At 75.0% G+C, this 15,214-nt stretch carries 15 protein-coding genes; 10 read left to right on the top strand and 5 right to left on the bottom strand.

All coding sequences use genetic code 11. From position 1 onward, the window contains the following. Positions 1-579 (top strand): TetR/AcrR family transcriptional regulator, encoded by a 579-nt coding sequence (locus NF338_RS01220; protein WP_264029103.1) that lies wholly within the window; start codon positions 1-3, stop codon positions 577-579. Positions 580-592: 13 nt separating this feature from the next. Here NF338_RS01220 and NF338_RS01215 read toward each other — a convergent pair whose 3' ends face one another. From NF338_RS01215 to NF338_RS01205, 3 genes are all read right to left on the bottom strand, one after another. Next, on the bottom strand, positions 593-1,147 hold the full coding sequence (locus NF338_RS01215; protein WP_264029102.1) for a GNAT family N-acetyltransferase: 555 nt from the start codon (positions 1,145-1,147) through the stop codon (positions 593-595). 57 nt (positions 1,148-1,204) lie between these two features. Then, positions 1,205-1,846 carry a hypothetical protein gene (locus tag NF338_RS01210; RefSeq protein ID WP_264029101.1) on the bottom strand — a complete coding sequence of 214 codons (642 nt, stop codon included), beginning with the start codon at positions 1,844-1,846 and terminating at the stop codon, positions 1,205-1,207. Between the two features lie 75 nt (positions 1,847-1,921). After that, a complete protein-coding gene (locus NF338_RS01205; RefSeq protein WP_264029100.1) occupies positions 1,922-4,597 on the bottom strand; it encodes a hypothetical protein in 2,676 nt (891 codons plus the stop codon). 259 nt (positions 4,598-4,856) lie between these two features. Between NF338_RS01205 and NF338_RS01200 the strand changes: the two genes are divergently transcribed. The 5 genes from NF338_RS01200 to NF338_RS01180 are packed head-to-tail and all read left to right on the top strand — an operon-like array spanning position 4,857 to position 9,052. Continuing rightward, positions 4,857-7,154: a carbon starvation CstA family protein gene (locus NF338_RS01200; protein ID WP_264029099.1), complete on the top strand. Its 2,298-nt coding sequence runs from the start codon at positions 4,857-4,859 to the stop codon at positions 7,152-7,154. Next, the gene (locus NF338_RS01195) at positions 7,151-7,384 is read left to right on the top strand and encodes a YbdD/YjiX family protein (RefSeq protein WP_318782935.1); all 234 of its coding nucleotides are present in this window, start codon (positions 7,151-7,153) and stop codon (positions 7,382-7,384) included. Before NF338_RS01200 ends, NF338_RS01195 begins: the two co-directional genes overlap by 4 nt. A gap of 18 nt (positions 7,385-7,402) precedes the next feature. Then, entirely contained in the window at positions 7,403-7,864 is a 462-nt protein-coding gene (locus tag NF338_RS01190; protein ID WP_264029098.1) for a hypothetical protein, read from the top strand. Between the two features lie 5 nt (positions 7,865-7,869). Next, complete coding sequence (locus tag NF338_RS01185) at positions 7,870-8,400, top strand: hypothetical protein (protein WP_264029097.1); 531 nt, start codon at positions 7,870-7,872, stop codon at positions 8,398-8,400. Further along, a complete protein-coding gene (locus NF338_RS01180) occupies positions 8,393-9,052 on the top strand; it encodes a hypothetical protein (RefSeq protein WP_264029096.1) in 660 nt (219 codons plus the stop codon). The genes NF338_RS01185 and NF338_RS01180 overlap by 8 nt, the downstream gene beginning before the upstream one ends. Here NF338_RS01180 and NF338_RS01175 read toward each other — a convergent pair. Both NF338_RS01175 and NF338_RS01170 read right to left on the bottom strand, forming a co-directional pair. Beyond that, positions 9,042-9,848: a siderophore-interacting protein gene (locus NF338_RS01175; protein ID WP_264029095.1), complete on the bottom strand. Its 807-nt coding sequence runs from the start codon at positions 9,846-9,848 to the stop codon at positions 9,042-9,044. The two genes, NF338_RS01180 and NF338_RS01175, sit on opposite strands and share 11 nt — an antisense overlap. Before the next feature lie 118 nt (positions 9,849-9,966). Further along, complete coding sequence (locus NF338_RS01170) at positions 9,967-10,929, bottom strand: iron-siderophore ABC transporter substrate-binding protein (protein ID WP_264029094.1); 963 nt, start codon at positions 10,927-10,929, stop codon at positions 9,967-9,969. Positions 10,930-11,015: 86 nt separating this feature from the next. On the opposite strand from NF338_RS01170, the gene NF338_RS01165 reads away from it, so the two are divergent. The 4 genes from NF338_RS01165 to NF338_RS01150 are packed head-to-tail and all read left to right on the top strand — an operon-like array spanning position 11,016 to position 15,146. Beyond that, complete coding sequence (locus NF338_RS01165; protein WP_264029093.1) at positions 11,016-12,218, top strand: sensor histidine kinase; 1,203 nt, start codon at positions 11,016-11,018, stop codon at positions 12,216-12,218. Beyond that, entirely contained in the window at positions 12,215-13,090 is an 876-nt protein-coding gene (locus NF338_RS01160; protein WP_264029092.1) for a LytR/AlgR family response regulator transcription factor, read from the top strand. Before NF338_RS01165 ends, NF338_RS01160 begins: the two co-directional genes overlap by 4 nt. Continuing rightward, on the top strand, positions 13,087-13,626 hold the full coding sequence (locus NF338_RS01155) for a hypothetical protein (RefSeq protein ID WP_264029091.1): 540 nt from the start codon (positions 13,087-13,089) through the stop codon (positions 13,624-13,626). Before NF338_RS01160 ends, NF338_RS01155 begins: the two co-directional genes overlap by 4 nt. Further along, complete coding sequence (locus NF338_RS01150) at positions 13,623-15,146, top strand: cation acetate symporter (RefSeq protein WP_264029090.1); 1,524 nt, start codon at positions 13,623-13,625, stop codon at positions 15,144-15,146. The genes NF338_RS01155 and NF338_RS01150 overlap by 4 nt, the downstream gene beginning before the upstream one ends. Positions 15,147-15,214: the final 68 nt, after the last annotated feature.

The following is a 15,214-nucleotide window of genomic DNA, read 5'->3' as shown; positions in this document are numbered from 1 at the left end:
ATGAGCGCCCCTGAGGCCCCGACCGGGACGACGCCCCGCGCCCGCCGCCACGACCCGGAGCGGCGCGACCGCATCATCGACGCGTGCCTCGACGTCGTCGCCGAGCACGGCGTCGCGGGCACGTCGCACCGGCGCGTAGCGGCCGCGGCCGACGTCCCGCTCGGGTCGATGACGTACCACTTCGCCGGGATGGACGAGCTGCTGCGCGAGGCGTTCGGCCGGTTCACGCGCGACGCCGCCGCCCAGTTCGAGCGGCGCATGAGCGACGCCCGCACGCCCGAGGAGGCCGTGCAGGCGGTCACGACGCTCATCACGCACGACGTCTTCGCCACCCAGCGCGACCTCGTCCTGTCGCACGAGCTCTACACGCTCGCGGCGCGCGACCCGGCCTACCGGACCCTCACGAACGACTGGATGCGCCGCAGCCGCGACGCGCTCGGCCGCCACTTCGACCCCGCGACGTGCCGCGTGCTCGACGCGTTCATCGAGGGCATGACCATCCACCGCGCGCTCGACACCGAGCCGCACGACGACGTCGACGTCCTCGGCGCGGTCCGGCGCCTCACGCGGGTGCCCTGACGGGGCGTTCCCGTCAGGGGGCGGTCACGTCGAACAGCTCGCAGGTCGTGTCGTAGTACGCGTCCGTCGTGCCGCGGTGGGTCATGCCGATCCGGCGACACACCGCCTGGGACGCCGCGTTGTCGGGATGCGTCACCGCGACGACCCGGTCGAGACCCCGCTCGAACGCGTGCGCCAGGACGGCGGCCGCCGCCTCCGACGCGTACCCGCGGCCCCACACGTCGGGGTGGAAGTGCCACCCGATCTCCGTGTCGCCCGACGGCTGCAGCGGGTCGCCGGTGCCGGACGCCGGGATGGGCTTGAGCAGGATGGTCCCCACGGGCGCGGCGTCGGGCAGGCCCGCGCCCTCGCCCTCGCGCGGGACGACGGCCCAGACCCCGTGCGTGCCGTCGTCGGCGGCGGCCCAGCGCTCGACCCGCTCCAGCGCCTCGTCGCGGTGCTCCAGGACGCGCGGCGTCACGCCGATGAACCGCATGACGTCCCAGCGCGAGTAGATGTCCAGGACGGCGTCGGCGTCGTCGGGCTGCCACGGGCGGAGGGTGAGCCGGGCTGTCGTGAGGGTCTGCATCGCCCCAGGCTACGAGGCCCAGGCTACGAGGCCCCAGGTGCCCTGGGGACCGCGGTGTCAGACGATCTTGGGGAAGGTCGCGAGGAGGACGACGCCGACGACGAGGACCACGCACGCGAGGCCGACCATGGCCCAGGACGCGCGCTCCGAGCGGAACCGCCCCGCGAACGCGCCGAAGAACAGCACGAGCGCGAAGAGCACGGTCGTCAGCGTGTAGTTGTCGCCCCGCTGGTTGTTGACGAGCGCCTGCGCGAAGAGGGCGTCCGCCCGCTCGTCGGCCTCGACCGCCTCGACCGCCCCCGGCGGGACGTAGGCGTCGAGCGCGAACGGGCTCGGCGCGGCGTCAGGGTTCTGGAGGGGGCGCGACGCGAGCCACTCGTCGAACGCCGGCTGGAAGTGGGGTGTGAACCGCGCGCGCGTGAACTCCTCCAGCTCCGTGTCCCCGGTCGCGTACGCCTCGAGCCACAGGCTGAACACCTGGAGGTCGATGGACCGGGCGGTGTCGGCGTGCGCGCGCTCCGTGGACGCCTCGATGCGCTGGGTCGACGCGCGCGAGAAGGCGATCGACATCTCGCCGCCCCACTTGCTCGCCTCGAACCCGCTCCACGCCGTGAGGACGGCCGTCACCGCGAGCAGCACCACGGTCACGGTCTCGCGCCACGACCGGCCGCCCTTGCTGTCCGCTTCCTCGTCGGCCACGTCAGGACCGTAGCCCGCGCGGCACGGTCGCGCGCGGTGACCACGGCACGCCGGCCTCGGCGCGGTCAGCCCGCGTCAGCCCGCGTCGTCACGCGCACGGCGCCGTCGCAGCGCGAGCAGGACCCCGCCCAGCACGAGGGCCGCGAGCGCTGTGGCGAGCAGCCCGGTGACGGCCGAGCCGGTCGTGGCGAGGTCCTCCTCGCCGGGGGTCGCACCGGGCGTCGGGATCGCGTCCGGCCCGGGCACGTCCGACGTCGGCCCGTCCGTGGGCGGCGACGTCTCGCCGGGTTCGGTGGGCGTCGTCGGGCCGGTGACCGAGTTGGTGACGGTGCACGTGACGTCGGCACCGTCGCCGACCCGGACCGTGTCGTCGACCAGCTCGCCGCCGTCGCAGGCCCACGCCACCTGCTCGTAGACCCACTCGCTGTCCGACTCCGAGAGGTCGTAGGCGCCCTCGGCGACGGGGACGGTGGTCACGTCGAGGCTGCCGTCGGGACCCGACAACGGGGTGGGTCCCGCGGCGGTGAGCTCCCAGTCGTCGGCCGGGGCCGCATCGTCGACGACCTCCTTGTGGAGCGTCAGCGTGCCGGCGAGCCAGTGGTTCGTCACCGTGCACACGACGTCGGCCCCCGCGGGGACGATCACCGTGGACCCCGCCACGCGCGCACCCTCGCAGCTCCAGCCGAGCGAGGTCCACCCCTCGGGCCCGCCGCTCTCCGCGAGGGCGTACCGCCCGGGCTCGACGCTCACGTGCGAGACAGCGGCGCTCGCGGTCGGGCCCGAGGCCGACAGCCCGGCGCCCTCGGCGGAGAGGGTCCACTCCGTGGCGTCGACCTCGCCGGTGAACCCGCGGTCGTCGAGCTCCTTGACGAGCGTGAGGTGCGGGAGCTGCGCGACGTTGGTCACCGTGCACGTCGCGACACCTCCCGCGGGCAGCGACACCGTCGCGCCCGTGAGCGTCGCGTCTCCCGTGCACGACCACCCCTCGCTGTCGTACCCGCCGAACCCTCCCGTCTCCGCGAGCTCGTAGTCGCCGGCGGGCAGGTGCCGCTGCGTCGTCGCGGGGGTCCCGCTCCCGCCCTCGACGACCGCGTCCCCGGCCGCGTCGGTCGCGGTGAGGGTCCACGCGGCCGGGTCGGCGGACCCGCCCACGACGTCCTTGACGAGCGTGAGCGTCGAGCCGACGTAGGTGTTCGTCACCGTGCAGACCACGTCGTCGTCCGGCGCGATCGTCACGACGTCGCCCGCCTGGCCGGTCGCCCCCTCGCACACCCACTCCCCCGACTCGTGGTCGGGCAGGGTCGTGAGCTCCGCGAGCGTGTGCTCGCCGGCGCCCACGTGCACGTGGGACACCTCGACCCCGCCGGACGGGCCCGTGATCGTCGCCGTCCCGCCCCCGGCCTGCGGCCCCGTCGCCGCGAGCGACCAGTCGGCGGGCACGGTCGGTCCACCCTGGACCTCCTTGACGAGCGTGAGGTGCGGCAGCACGACGGTGTTCGTCACCGTGCACACGACCGTCGCGCCGGGCTGGACGCTGACGACCGAGCCGTCGAGCGTGCCGCCGGTGCACCGCCACGGTCCCGGGTCGAACCCCGTCCAGCCCGCCTCGGAGAGCGCGTAGTCACCGGGCGGGACGTCCACTCCGGTGACGTCCGGCGATCCGCTCGAGCCCGAGACGGTGGTGCCCTCGCCCGCCGCGGTGAGCGTCCAGTCCCCGGGGACGGCCGTCGTCGGGCCCTCGATCTCCTTGACGAGCGTGAGGACCCCGCCCTGCCACGTGTTGGTCGCGGTGCACGTGACGTGCTCGGCCGGGGCGATCGTCACGCTCCCGCCGGCGCCGTCGCCCGCCGCGGCGCCCGTGCAGGACCACGCTCCCGCGTAGCCGACGGGGCCCTGCTCCCCGAGCGCGTACTCGCCGGGCACGACGCCTGCCGCCGTCACCTCCGGGTCGCCGCTCACGCCCGAGATCGACTGCGGCCCGGTCGCGCCGAGCGTCCAGTCCTCGGCGCCGGCCGGGCCGCCGACGACCTCCTTGACGAGCGTGAGCGTCGGCTCCGCCCCACCGCCCGCGCCCGACACGTTGCGGACCGTGCACGTGACCGACCGCCCCAGGTCGAGGGTGACGACGTCCCCCGACAGCGGGGCGCCGTCGCACGTCCAGCCCTCGCTCCGGTACCCGGCCGGTCCGCCCTCCTCCGACAGCGTGTACTGCCCGATCCGCATCGGCACGCCCGTCACCGCGGGGCTGCCGGACGGCCCCGCGACCGACTCGGGTCCTTGCGCGCGCAGCGTCCAGTCGGCCGGCGACGCGGTGCCGCCCTCGACCTCCTTGACGAGCGTCAGGCTCGGGCGGACCGCCTCGTTGTCGACCGTGCACTGGACCGACCCGCCGGGAGGCACGACGACCTCGGGCGTCGGGTCGAGGATGTCCGCCCCGCCGCAGTTCCAGTTCTGGAACCGGTAGCCGGCCACGCCGCCCGACTCGGAGAGGCGGTACGTCCCCGCCGGGACCTCGAGCGACTGCACGCCGTTGAGCCCGTCGCCCTCGATCGTCGCGCCCGTCGTGACGTTCACCGCGTGCATCGTCCACAGCTCGCGGCGTCCCTCCGAGGATCCGGTGTCCAGGTTCTCGATCCGCTTGAAGAGCGAGAGGCGACCGGTCTCGGCCTGCGCCGCGGCGGCGCGGCCGCCCGTGACCGCGACGGCCGCCAGGACGGCGAGCACGACCGTCAGCGCGAGCACGGCCGCCACGGAGGCACGGTCGAGGGAACGCGGGGACGGTGGCACGGACACTCCTGCGGGCTCGGGGCGCGGGTCGTCACCCGACGCTAACCCGGGGCGCCACGGCGCGCCCGGCGTCCGGCAACGGTCCGGCGCGGTGCCGTTCGTCGCACGCCGGCCACCGTTCGTCGCACACCTCGACCGCCGGTCGACGTGACCTGGATCACCCCCTCGCGGGCTCCCTAGCCTTCCGAGGTCGGACGCAACGACGCGACCCTGGAGAGGCTCGATGACGACAGACACCCGCGCGGCGCGGAACGCCGCCCCCGACGAGCCGGAGATCGTGCCGGACCCGTCGCTGCCCCCCACCGCAGTGCCCGACTCCGTCCCCGGAGCGCAGACGCGGACCCGCTGGACGCCGCAGAAGATCGCCCTGTGGGCCGCGATCTCGCTGCTGGGCGGCATCGCCTGGGTGATGCTAGCGGTCGTCCGCGGCGAGACGGTGAACGCGATCTGGTTCGTGTTCGCCGCCGTGTGCACGTACCTCATCGGGTACCGCTTCTACTCCAAGGTCATCGAGCGCTACATCACGCGCCCCGACGACCGCCGGGCGACGCCCGCCGAGTCGCGCGAGGACGGCAAGGACTACGTCCCGACCGACCGCCACGTGCTGTTCGGCCACCACTTCGCCGCCATCGCCGGTGCGGGCCCGCTCGTCGGCCCGGTGCTCGCCGCGCAGATGGGCTACCTGCCGGGCACGATCTGGATCATCGTCGGCGTCGTGCTCGCGGGCGCGGTGCAGGACTACCTCGTCCTGTTCTTCTCCATGCGCCGCGGCGGGCGGACCATCGGCCAGATGGCGCGCCAGGAGCTCGGCCGCGTGGGCGGCACCGCCGCGATCGTCGCGTCGCTGCTCATCATGATCATCATCGTCGCGATCCTCGCGCTCGTGGTCGTCAACGCGCTCGGCGAGAGCCCGTGGGGCGTCTTCTCCGTCTCGATGACGATCCCCATCGCGCTGTTCATGGGCGTGTACCTGCGCTACCTCCGCCCGGGCAAGATCACCGAGGTCTCCGTCATCGGCTTCGTCCTGCTGCTCGCCGCGATCATCGGCGGCGGCTGGATCGCCGACACCGCCTGGGGAGCCGACCTCTTCACCCTCGACCGCACGACCATCGCCGTCGGCGTGATCGTCTACGGCTTCGTCGCGGCCGTCCTGCCCGTGTGGCTCCTGCTCGCGCCGCGCGACTACCTGTCGACGTTCATGAAGGTCGGCGTCATCGTCGTCCTCGCCGTCGCGGTGATCGTCGTGCGGCCGGAGATCACCGTCCCCGCGATCAGCGAGTTCGCGAGCGGCGAGACCGGCCCGGTCGTGTCCGGCGCCCTCTGGCCCTTCCTCTTCGTGACGATCGCGTGCGGTGCGCTGTCCGGGTTCCACGCCCTCATCGCGTCGGGCACGACGCCCAAGCTCGTCGAGAAGGAGCGCCAGACGCGCTTCATCGGCTACGGCGGCATGCTCATGGAGTCGTTCGTCGCGATCATGGCGCTCGTCGCCGCGATCTCCATCGACCGCGGCATCTACTTCGCGATGAACTCGTCCGCGGGCGCGACCGGGGGCACCGTCGAGGGGGCCGTGGCCTTCGTCAACGGGCTCGGGCTCATGGGCGTCAACCTCACGCCGGACATGCTCACGTCCACCGCCGAGGCGGTCGGCGAGCCGTCGATCGTGTCCCGCACGGGCGGCGCCCCGACGCTCGCCCTGGGCCTCGCGCACATCATGCAGCAGCTCGTGGGCGGCACCGCGATGATGGGCTTCTGGTACCACTTCGCGATCATGTTCGAGGCGCTGTTCATCCTCACCGCCGTCGACGCCGGCACGCGCGTCGCGCGCTTCATGCTCCAGGACACGATCGGCAACGTGGCGCCGAAGTTCCGGGACGTGACGTGGCGACCCGGCGTGTGGTTGTGCACCGCGATCATGGTCGCCGGGTGGGGATCGATCCTCTACCTCGGCGTGACCGACCCGCTCGGCGGCATCAACACGTTCTTCCCGCTGTTCGGCATCGCCAACCAGCTCCTCGCGGCCATCGCGCTCGCCGTCGTGCTGGCGATCGTCGCCAAGCGGGGGCGCAGCTACCAGCGCTGGCTGTGGATCGTCGCGGCGCCGCTCGCGTTCACCGCGGTCATCACCATCTGGGCGTCGATCGAGAAGATCTTCTCCCCCGTGCCCGCGGTCGGGTACTGGGCCAACCACAACGCCTTCCAGGACGCGCTCGCCGCGGGCGAGACGTCCTTCGGCACGGCCGGCTCGGTCGAGGCGATGGAGGCGGTCGTCCGCAACACGTTCGTCCAGGGCACGCTGTCGATCGTCTTCGTCGTGCTCGCGATCGTCGTCATCGTCACCTCGGTGCTCGTGACCGCGAAGGCGCTGCGCGACGGCGGCGGCACGAACCACGAGGACCCGCCCGTGGCGTCGCGCCGGTTCGCCCCGGCGGACCTGGTCGCGACGAAGGCCGAGAAGGCGATCCAGAAGGAGTGGGCGGCGCTGCCGCCCGAGAAGCGTCCTGCCGCGACGGGGCACCGGTGACGGTGCGGCAGGACGCGCAGGGTCCCGCCACGACGGTCCGCGCGACCGTCGTGGCGGGGCTCCGCGCCGTCCGCTGGTACGTGCGGCAGGTCATGGGCGACGACGCGTACGCGACCTACGCCGCGCACCAGCGCGCGCTGCACCCGGGCGGGGTCGTGATGACCGAGCGCGAGTTCTGGCGCGTGCGCCACGCCGAGCAGGACGCCAACCCGGGGTCGCGCTGCTGCTGACGACCTATGCTCGGCGCCGTGCTCCGCGTCCCCCTCGACCTGCTCCTCCCGCGGGTCTCGACCGCCGACGTCCGGCGCCGCGCCACAGAGCTGCCGCGCCGCGGGCAGGAGGTCCGGGTCCGCGTGCGCGGCGACGTGCTCGTCGCGCGCCGCTGGGCCAGCGGTGCGCACGCGAGCGGCCACAGCGTGCTGCGAGCCCGTCTCACCCAGGAGCCCGACGGCGTCCGGGTGCGCGGGGCGGTCGCGCCGAGCGGGCTGGATCTCCTCCTGGTCGCGATCTGGCTCGCCGCGGCCGCCGGGCTCGCGACGCTCGGCGCCGTCTACCAGAACGGGGTCGCGTGGTGCGTCGCGCTCCTCCCGCTCGCGTTCGGGGCCGTCTTCGCCGTCTGGCTGCCCGGGGCCTCGCGGGCCGGTCACGCCGTCCTGCTCCGGGCGCTCACCGGCCTCGGCGAGAGTCCCCACCCGGACCGGCTACGGTGACGGGCGTGGCTCGCCCTCCCGTCCCCATCACGCTCGACCCGCCGCGGGGTCAGATCCCCACCGTCTCGGTCGTGCTCGCGACCGACCCGTCGACCGCGGCCGGGTGGGTCGCCGAGGCGTTCGGCGCCCAGCGCTGGAAGCGTCGCGCCTCGGACGCCGCCCACCAGGGCGGTGCGGCGCTGTGGGAGATCGGGGGCGCCGGTCGCGCCTTCTTCCTCGACGACCTCGACGTGCTGCGCTGGGTCACCCCGCGCGCGACGGCGTTCGTCTCGCACGGCAAGGCCGTCGCGACGGTCGGGCGCCTCGACCCGGGAACGGGTCAGGCCCCCGCCACGGCCGTCGCCCTGTCCCTCGTCGACGGCGCGTTCTCGTGCCGCGAGAGCCTCGCCGCCGTCGCGCGCGGTCTGCGCGACCGCGCCGTCCGCGCCGGGGCGCTGCGCCCCGACGACGTCCCGGTCTGGGCGAACGCCGTCGAGATCCCCGCCGGGTCGCCCCTGCACCCGGCCACCGGGCGAAAGCTCTTCCGCCGTGGCTGAGCCGACCGCCGGGCGCGCGACGGCCCCGCCCCTGATCGAGCTGGCCATGGGCGACGCCGCGAAGCGTCAGGTGCTGCGCTCCAACATGGCGCTGATCTCGATCCTCGCGCCGCTCGTGGGTCTCGCGCAGCTCCCGGCGGCGATCACGAGCGGGAACCTGGCGCTCGCCGTCGGGTTCCTCGCCTTCGCGCTGTCCATGATCCCGCTGACGTACGCGATCGGGCGTCGCATGGTCGACCGCGCGCGGATCGTCCTGGGCGACGGAACGTACACCGTGCACGGCTGGGGCCGGACGAAGCGGTTCACGGTCGCGGACGTCGACCGCGTCGTCACCGTGGACCGCATGGCGTTCGGCATGGCCGAGGCGACGCACCATCTCATCGTCGTCGCCCCGACGAAGCGGCTGCTCCTGCTCGTCGGGCAGATGTGGGACCGCGACCAGCTCTCGACCGTCGCGCTCGACCTCGCGCGCCGCGGCGTCCCGCTCACGCCCTGGCACCAGCCGGTCACGCCGGCGCAGCTCCGCGCGTTCGACCGGCGGCTCGTGCCCTGGCCGCAGGCCCACCCGGTCGCGCTCGCCCTGCTGGTCGGGCTCGGCACGCTCCTCGTCCTCGTGGTGCTGTTCGTCGTCGTGGTCGCGATCATCGTCTGAGCGGCGCGAGGGCACGCTGGGACCGGTCGTGCCAGTAGCCCTGCGCGTGCACGCGCGACCTCTCGATCCCCGCCGCCACGAGCTCGGCGCGGACCTGCGCGACGGTCGCGCTCTCCGTCGCGCACCACGCGTAGAAGCCGGTGCCCGCCTCGGCCGCAGACAGCCCGTGCTCCGCGGCCCAGTCCCGGACCGCGCCCAGCACGGCCCGCTCGCGCCCGCGCTGCTGCCGCGGCACGTGCTCGACGCGCACGGTCTCGGGCGCGTCCCCGAGCGGGGCGTCCGCCGGGTCGTCGGCCTCGACGAGCACGTGCGCCCGCACGTCGGGGCCGAGGCTCGCGAGGATCCCGCGTACCGCGGGCGCGGACGTCTCGTCGGCCACGAGGAGCACGTGCCCGACGGCGGGCCCCGGGTCCCACTGCGTGCCGTGGTCGGTCACGCCGAACCGCGCGTGCGGCGCCGAGAGCAGCACCCGGTCCCCGGGCGCCACGCGGCGGGCCCACGCGCTCGCCGGTCCCGCGGGCTCGTGCAGGTACAGGTCGAGGTCCACCTCGGCGACCTGCGGCCGCACGGCCACGGGCGTGTACGAGCGCATCGCCGGCCGTACGTCGTCGTCGAGCGCGGACCACTCGCGCCGCCACGCGCTCTCGCCCGCGAGCCCCGCACGCCGCGCGAGCAGGTCCGTCCCCGGCCCGGGCAGCAGGATCTTCACGCGCTGGTCGAGCCCGACGTCGGCGCACCCCGCCAGGTCCGGGCCGGCGAGGGTCACGCGCACCAGGCGCGGTCCGACGTCGTGCACGCGCGCGACCGTCGTCGGGAAGAGGACGTTGGGCGACCGGTGGAACCGGCAGCCGGCCTCGCCCCCGACCGCGCTCCCGGCCGGGCTCCCGACCGTGACCGGGGGCCCGGCCGGCCGGTCAGGACCCGGCACGGTCCTGGAGGAACTGCTCGACGTCGTCGAGCACGGCCTGACCACCGAGCGGGCCGACACCGCTGATCCAGTACGACTGGTCGACGACGCGCACGTCGGGGAACGACCCCGCGCTGAGCGGGATCTCGGCCGGGACCGCAGCAGGGTCGGCGGGGTCGGCGGCCGAGACGAGGACCAGGTCGGCGGCGGCCTCGGTCACGCGCTCGGGCGAGAGGTCGACCGAGATGTCCTCGCCCCAGTCCTGCTCCGGCGTCGAGAACCCGACGCACTCGAGCGTGCTGCCCGCGAACGACCGCGGCCCGTAGGCGGACACGATGCCGTCGCGCGGGCGCAGGAGCTGCGCCGTCCCGCTGACGTCGTAGTCCTCCTGGAGCTGGGCGCACCGCGCGTCGTAGGCGTCCAGCAGGGCCTGGGCGTCGGTCTCCCGGCCGAGCGCACGACCCACGAGCAGCACGTTCTCCTGCCAGGGGTCGGTCTGCGTCGCCATGAACACCGTCGGCGCGATGCCCGCGAGCTGGTCGTAGAGGTCGGCGTGGCGCGACTCCGTGCCGAGGATGAGGTCCGGCTCGAGCGCGGCGATGGCCTCGAGGCTCGGCTCGGGCACCGTGCCCACGACCTCGATCGCCTGCGCCTCCTCGCCGAGGTAGGCCGGCACGCCGGCCTCGACGCTGAGCACGGCCGCTCCCACCGGGACGACGCCGAGCGCGACGGCGGTGTCCGTCTCCACGGGCTCCAGCGTCACGACGCGCTGCGGCGCCGCCGCGAGCTCGGCGGTCCCGCGCGCGTGCTCGACGGCGTACCCCGCGGCGGTGGCGGCCTCCGTCGCGGTCGGCGCGGGTTCCGGCGCGGACGAGCACGCGGCGAGCAGGGCGGAGGCGAGCACGAGCGCACCGGCGAGGGCGCCGCGGCGTCCGCGGAGGCTGGACGATGAGGTCCGGGAGATCGGCACAGGGGGTTCCTTCGTCTTCCGTAGGGTTGCCTCACCTTACCTTCGGGGGCCACAGGGCGGTGCGTGACGCTGGTTACGATCGCTGCATGTCCGGGCCCGTGTTCGCCGGCGCCGTCGCCGGTCTCGTCGTGGGCGTGCTGCTCACCCTCGGGCTCGTGCTCGCGTGGCGGCTCGCGCGCGGGTCGCGCGAGCTCGGGAGCGACTCGGACCGCGCGACGTTCCGCACCCTGCACCTCGCGTCGCGCGCGGCGACGCACCTGCGGGGCGGGCTCGACGGCGACGACGTCGGCCGTGCGGCCCGCTCGCTGCGCCAGCTCCTCGGCGCGGACGCGCTCGCGGTGGTCACCGCCGAGGGAGCCGTCGCGCTCGACGGCAGCACGACGCTCGAGCCCGACGCGCGCCGGGTCGCCGAGCGCGTGCTCGCCACCGGTCGCCGCCACGTCGAGAGCCGGGACCACAAGAACGGCGACGAGGCGGGCGGCGACGTCGCGGACGCCGTCGGGGCGCCGGTCGTCGCGGGCGGTCGCGTCGCGGGCGTCGTCGTCGCGTTCGCCGGCACGGTCCGCCCGCCGCTCGTGCGCGCGACGGGCGAGGTCGCGCAGTGGTGCTCGGCCCAGCTCGAGCTCGGCGAGCTGGAGGCGTCGCGCACCGCGCTCGCGCAGGCCGAGCTCCGCGCGCTGCGCGCCCAGATCAGCCCCCACTTCGTCTACAACGCGCTCGGCGCCATCGCGTCGTTCATCAGCACGGACCCGGAACGGGCGCGCGACCTCGTGCTCGACTTCGCCGACTTCACGCGCTACTCGTTCCGCGGCCGCGGCGACTTCACGACGCTCGCGGACGAGCTGCGCTCCATCCACTCCTACGTCGAGCTGGAACGCGCCCGGTTCGGCGAGCGTCTCGCCGTGACCCTGCAGATCGCGCCCGAGTCGCTGACCACCGTCATCCCGTTCCTGTCGGTGCAGCCGCTCGTCGAGAACGCGGTCCGGCACGGGCTGGAGCCCCAGGAGCGCGGCGGGACGATCGTCATCACCGCACGCGACGAGGGCACCCAGACGGAGATCACCGTCGAGGACGACGGCGTCGGCATGGACCCGGCCGTCGTGCGCGAGCTCCTCACCTCGCGCGGGAGCGAGCACGTAGGCCTGCGCAACGTCGACCGGCGCGTGCGCCAGCTCTACGGCGACGACCACGCGCTCGACATCGAGACCGCCCCCGGCTCCGGAACGCTCGTGCGCCTGCGCGTGCCCCGCTCCCAGCCCCTGCACGAGACGGAGGTGAGCGTGCCGTGACCGGCACCGACCCGACCCCCGGCCCGGCGCCCGAGGACCCGGCCGCCGTCGGGCTCGACGTGCTCGTCGCCGACGACGAGCGGCCCGTGCTCGACGAGCTCGTCGCCCTGCTGCGGCGCGACCCGCGCGTGCGGACCGTGCTCGGCGTCGCGACCGGCTCGGAGGCGCTGCGCGAGCTCTCCTCGCGCACGGTCGACGCGGCGTTCCTCGACATCCACATGCCCGGGCTGACCGGCCTCGACCTCGCCCGCGCGCTGTCCCGCTTCGCCGACCGGCCCGCCGTCGTGTTCGTCACCGCCGACGAGGCCCGCGCGCTCGAGGCGTTCGACGTCGAGGCCGTCGACTACGTGCTCAAACCTGTGCGGCGCGAGCGCCTGACCCGCGCCGTCGACCGGGTCGTGGAGCGCGTCACGGACCGCGCCGGGCGCGGCGCCGGGGTCGGCGTCGGGGCCTGGGGCATGCCCGACGGCGGAGGGTCACCGTCCGCGAGCGCCGCCGCCCCACCTGCCACCCCGGGGCGCGAGGCGCCGGAGGACGAGACGCTCGTCGTGACGGTCGGGACGACGACGCGCCTCGTCCGCCGCAGCGCGGTGCGGTGGGTGCAGGCGCAGGGCGACTACTCGCGCCTCGTGACGGACGCCGAGCAGTTCCTCGTGCGCGAGCCGCTGTCCGACCTGGAGGAGCGGTGGGCCCCGGCCGGCTTCCTGCGCGTGCACCGGTCGTACCTCGTGGACCGCGCGGCCGTGACCGCGGCGCGGTTCGGCGGGGCGCAGCCCGCGCTCGTCGTCGCGGGCCACGAGGTCCCGGTGAGCCGCCGCATGGTCCCGGCGGTGCGCGAGGCGCTGCTCGGCCCGCACCGGGGTCCGTCGTGAGCGACCCGGACCCGTCGTCGGCCCCGACCCCGCCCGCCGACGGATGCGTCCCCGCTCCAGTGCTGCGTCCCGGGACGCAGCACTCGGACGCCGACGCAGCGCTCGGTCGGGGACGCGTGCGCGTCCGGTCGACGGACCCACGGCCCGACGCCCCGGCCGGTGGTTCGCCGTCGGGCGCCCCGCGAGGTCGTCCCGACGAACCCGACGACGCCGCGGCCCACTACACGCGCGGCCTCGTGCGGGCCCAGCTCCGGCTCGGGCTCGCGTGCGTCGTCTCGTTCCTCGCGGTCGTCGCGCTGCTCACGGTGACGATGAGCGCGGTGCCCGCGCTGGACGCGGTGGTGATCCTCGGCGTCCCGCTCCCGTGGCTCGTGCACGCGTACGGCTTCTACCCGGTGATCGTCGCGTTCGCGGTCGTGTTCGCCGTCGCGGCGGCGCGCAACGAGCGCCGGTACCGCGCGCTCGCCGAGGGATCGGTCGGGGCCACCGAGGCCGGCCCGGCGGAGGCAGGACCCGACGACGGCGGCGTCCCGTGAGCGCGTTGCCCCTCGTCGCGATCGGGCTGCTCCTGCTCGCGACCGGGCTCATCGGGTTCTACGGCCTGCGCATCTCGCGCACCACGAGCGACTTCTTCGTCGCGTCGCGCACGGTCCGGCCGGTGTGGAACGCGTCGGCGATCAGCGGCGAGTACCTGTCCGCGGGCACGTTCCTCGGCCTCTCGGGGCTCGTGCTGCTCTCCGGCGCCGAGGCGTTCTGGTTCCCCGTCGGGTACGCGGCCGGGTACCTGCTCGTCCTGCTGTTCGTCGCGGGCCCGCTCCGCCGCAGCGGTGCGTACACGATCCCCGACTTCGTCCACGCCCGGCTCGACTCCGTCGTCGCGCGCCGCGTCACCAGCGTGCTCGTGCTCGTCATCGGGTGGCTGTACGTCGTGCCGCAGCTCCACGGCGCGGCGCTCGTCATCACGAGCGCCGCGCCCGTCCCGCCGTGGGTCGGGTCGGTCGGGATCGCGGTCGTCGTGAGCGCGGTCGTCGCGGCGGGCGGCATGCGCTCCATCACGTTCGTCCAGGCGTTCCAGTTCTGGGTCAAGCTCACGGCGCTCGCGCTGCCCCTCGTGTTCGTCCTCATGGCGCTCGGCGGGGCGTTCGAGCCTGGCGGCGCGATCGTCACGTTCGACCCCGCCGCCGTGTTCCCGCACGACGCCGGTCCCGGCGGCCTCGACGCCTACGCGACGGTGTCGCTCCTGCTCGCGCTGCTGCTCGGCACGACCGGCCTGCCGCACGTCCTCGTGCGCTTCTACACGTCGCCCGACGGCGGCTCCGCGCGCCGCACGACCGTCGTCGTGCTCGTCATGATCAGCGTGTTCTACATGGTGTCCAGCACGCTCGGGCTCGTCGCGCGGGTCGTCGCGCCCGACCTCGCGGCGCCCGGCGTCGCCGACACCGTGGTCCTCACCCTGCCGACCCGCCTCGTGCCCGGCCTCGGCGGCGAGCTGCTCGCCGCGCTCGTCGTCGCCGGGGCGTTCGCCGCGTTCCTCGGCACGTCGTCGGGGCTGGTCGTGGCGCTCGCCGGCGTCGTGAGCCAGGACCTGTTCGGCGGGACCGTGCGGTCGTTCCGCTGGTCCGCGGTCGCGTGCACGCTCATCCCGCTCGCGTTCGCGCTCGTCACCATCCCGCAGGGCCTCGTGACGAGCGTCGGGACGGTGTTCGTGTTCGCCGCCTCCGCGCTGTCGCCCGTGATCCTGCTCGGCGTGTGGTGGCGCCGCCTCACCGCGCGCGGCGCGGTGGCGGGGATGGTCGTGGGGTCCGTCCTGTGCGCGACGGCGCTGCTCGCCTCGTCCGCGCTCGTCGCCGCGGGCTACGGGACGGGCTCGTCCGGCACGACGGCGGACGGCGTCCCCGGCGTCGTGCGCGCCCTGCTCGCCCAGCCCGCGGCCTGGACCATCCCCCTCGCGACCGCGACCGTCGTCGTCGTGTCGCTCCTCGACCGCCACGGCCCGCCCCTGCGCACCGACCGGTTCCTCCGGCGTCTGCACGTCCCGGAGCTCCGCCGCCGCTGACGACGGCGTGGGGCCTGAAAGCTGTCGCGGAGAAGGCGTGAGATCTGCAGCGCAGGAGCCCTGACCCG

The sequence above is a fragment of the Cellulosimicrobium sp. SH8 genome, assembly GCF_025818875.1.
Classification (GTDB): Bacteria; Actinomycetota; Actinomycetes; order Actinomycetales; family Cellulomonadaceae; genus Cellulosimicrobium; species Cellulosimicrobium cellulans_D.
This window is presented reverse-complemented; position numbering and strand designations above follow the sequence as displayed.

What these genes read in the sequence shown, in the direction of transcription:
- NF338_RS01220 (WP_264029103.1), top strand. Translation starts at nt 1, where the DNA reads ATGAGCGCCCCTGAGGCCCCGACCGGGACGACGCCCCGCGCCCGCCGC.
- NF338_RS01165 (WP_264029093.1), top strand. Translation starts at nt 11,016, where the DNA reads ATGTCCGGGCCCGTGTTCGCCGGCGCCGTCGCCGGTCTCGTCGTGGGC.
- NF338_RS01200 (WP_264029099.1), top strand. Translation starts at nt 4,857, where the DNA reads ATGACGACAGACACCCGCGCGGCGCGGAACGCCGCCCCCGACGAGCCG.
- NF338_RS01215 (WP_264029102.1), bottom strand. Translation starts at nt 1,147, where the DNA reads ATGCAGACCCTCACGACAGCCCGGCTCACCCTCCGCCCGTGGCAGCCC.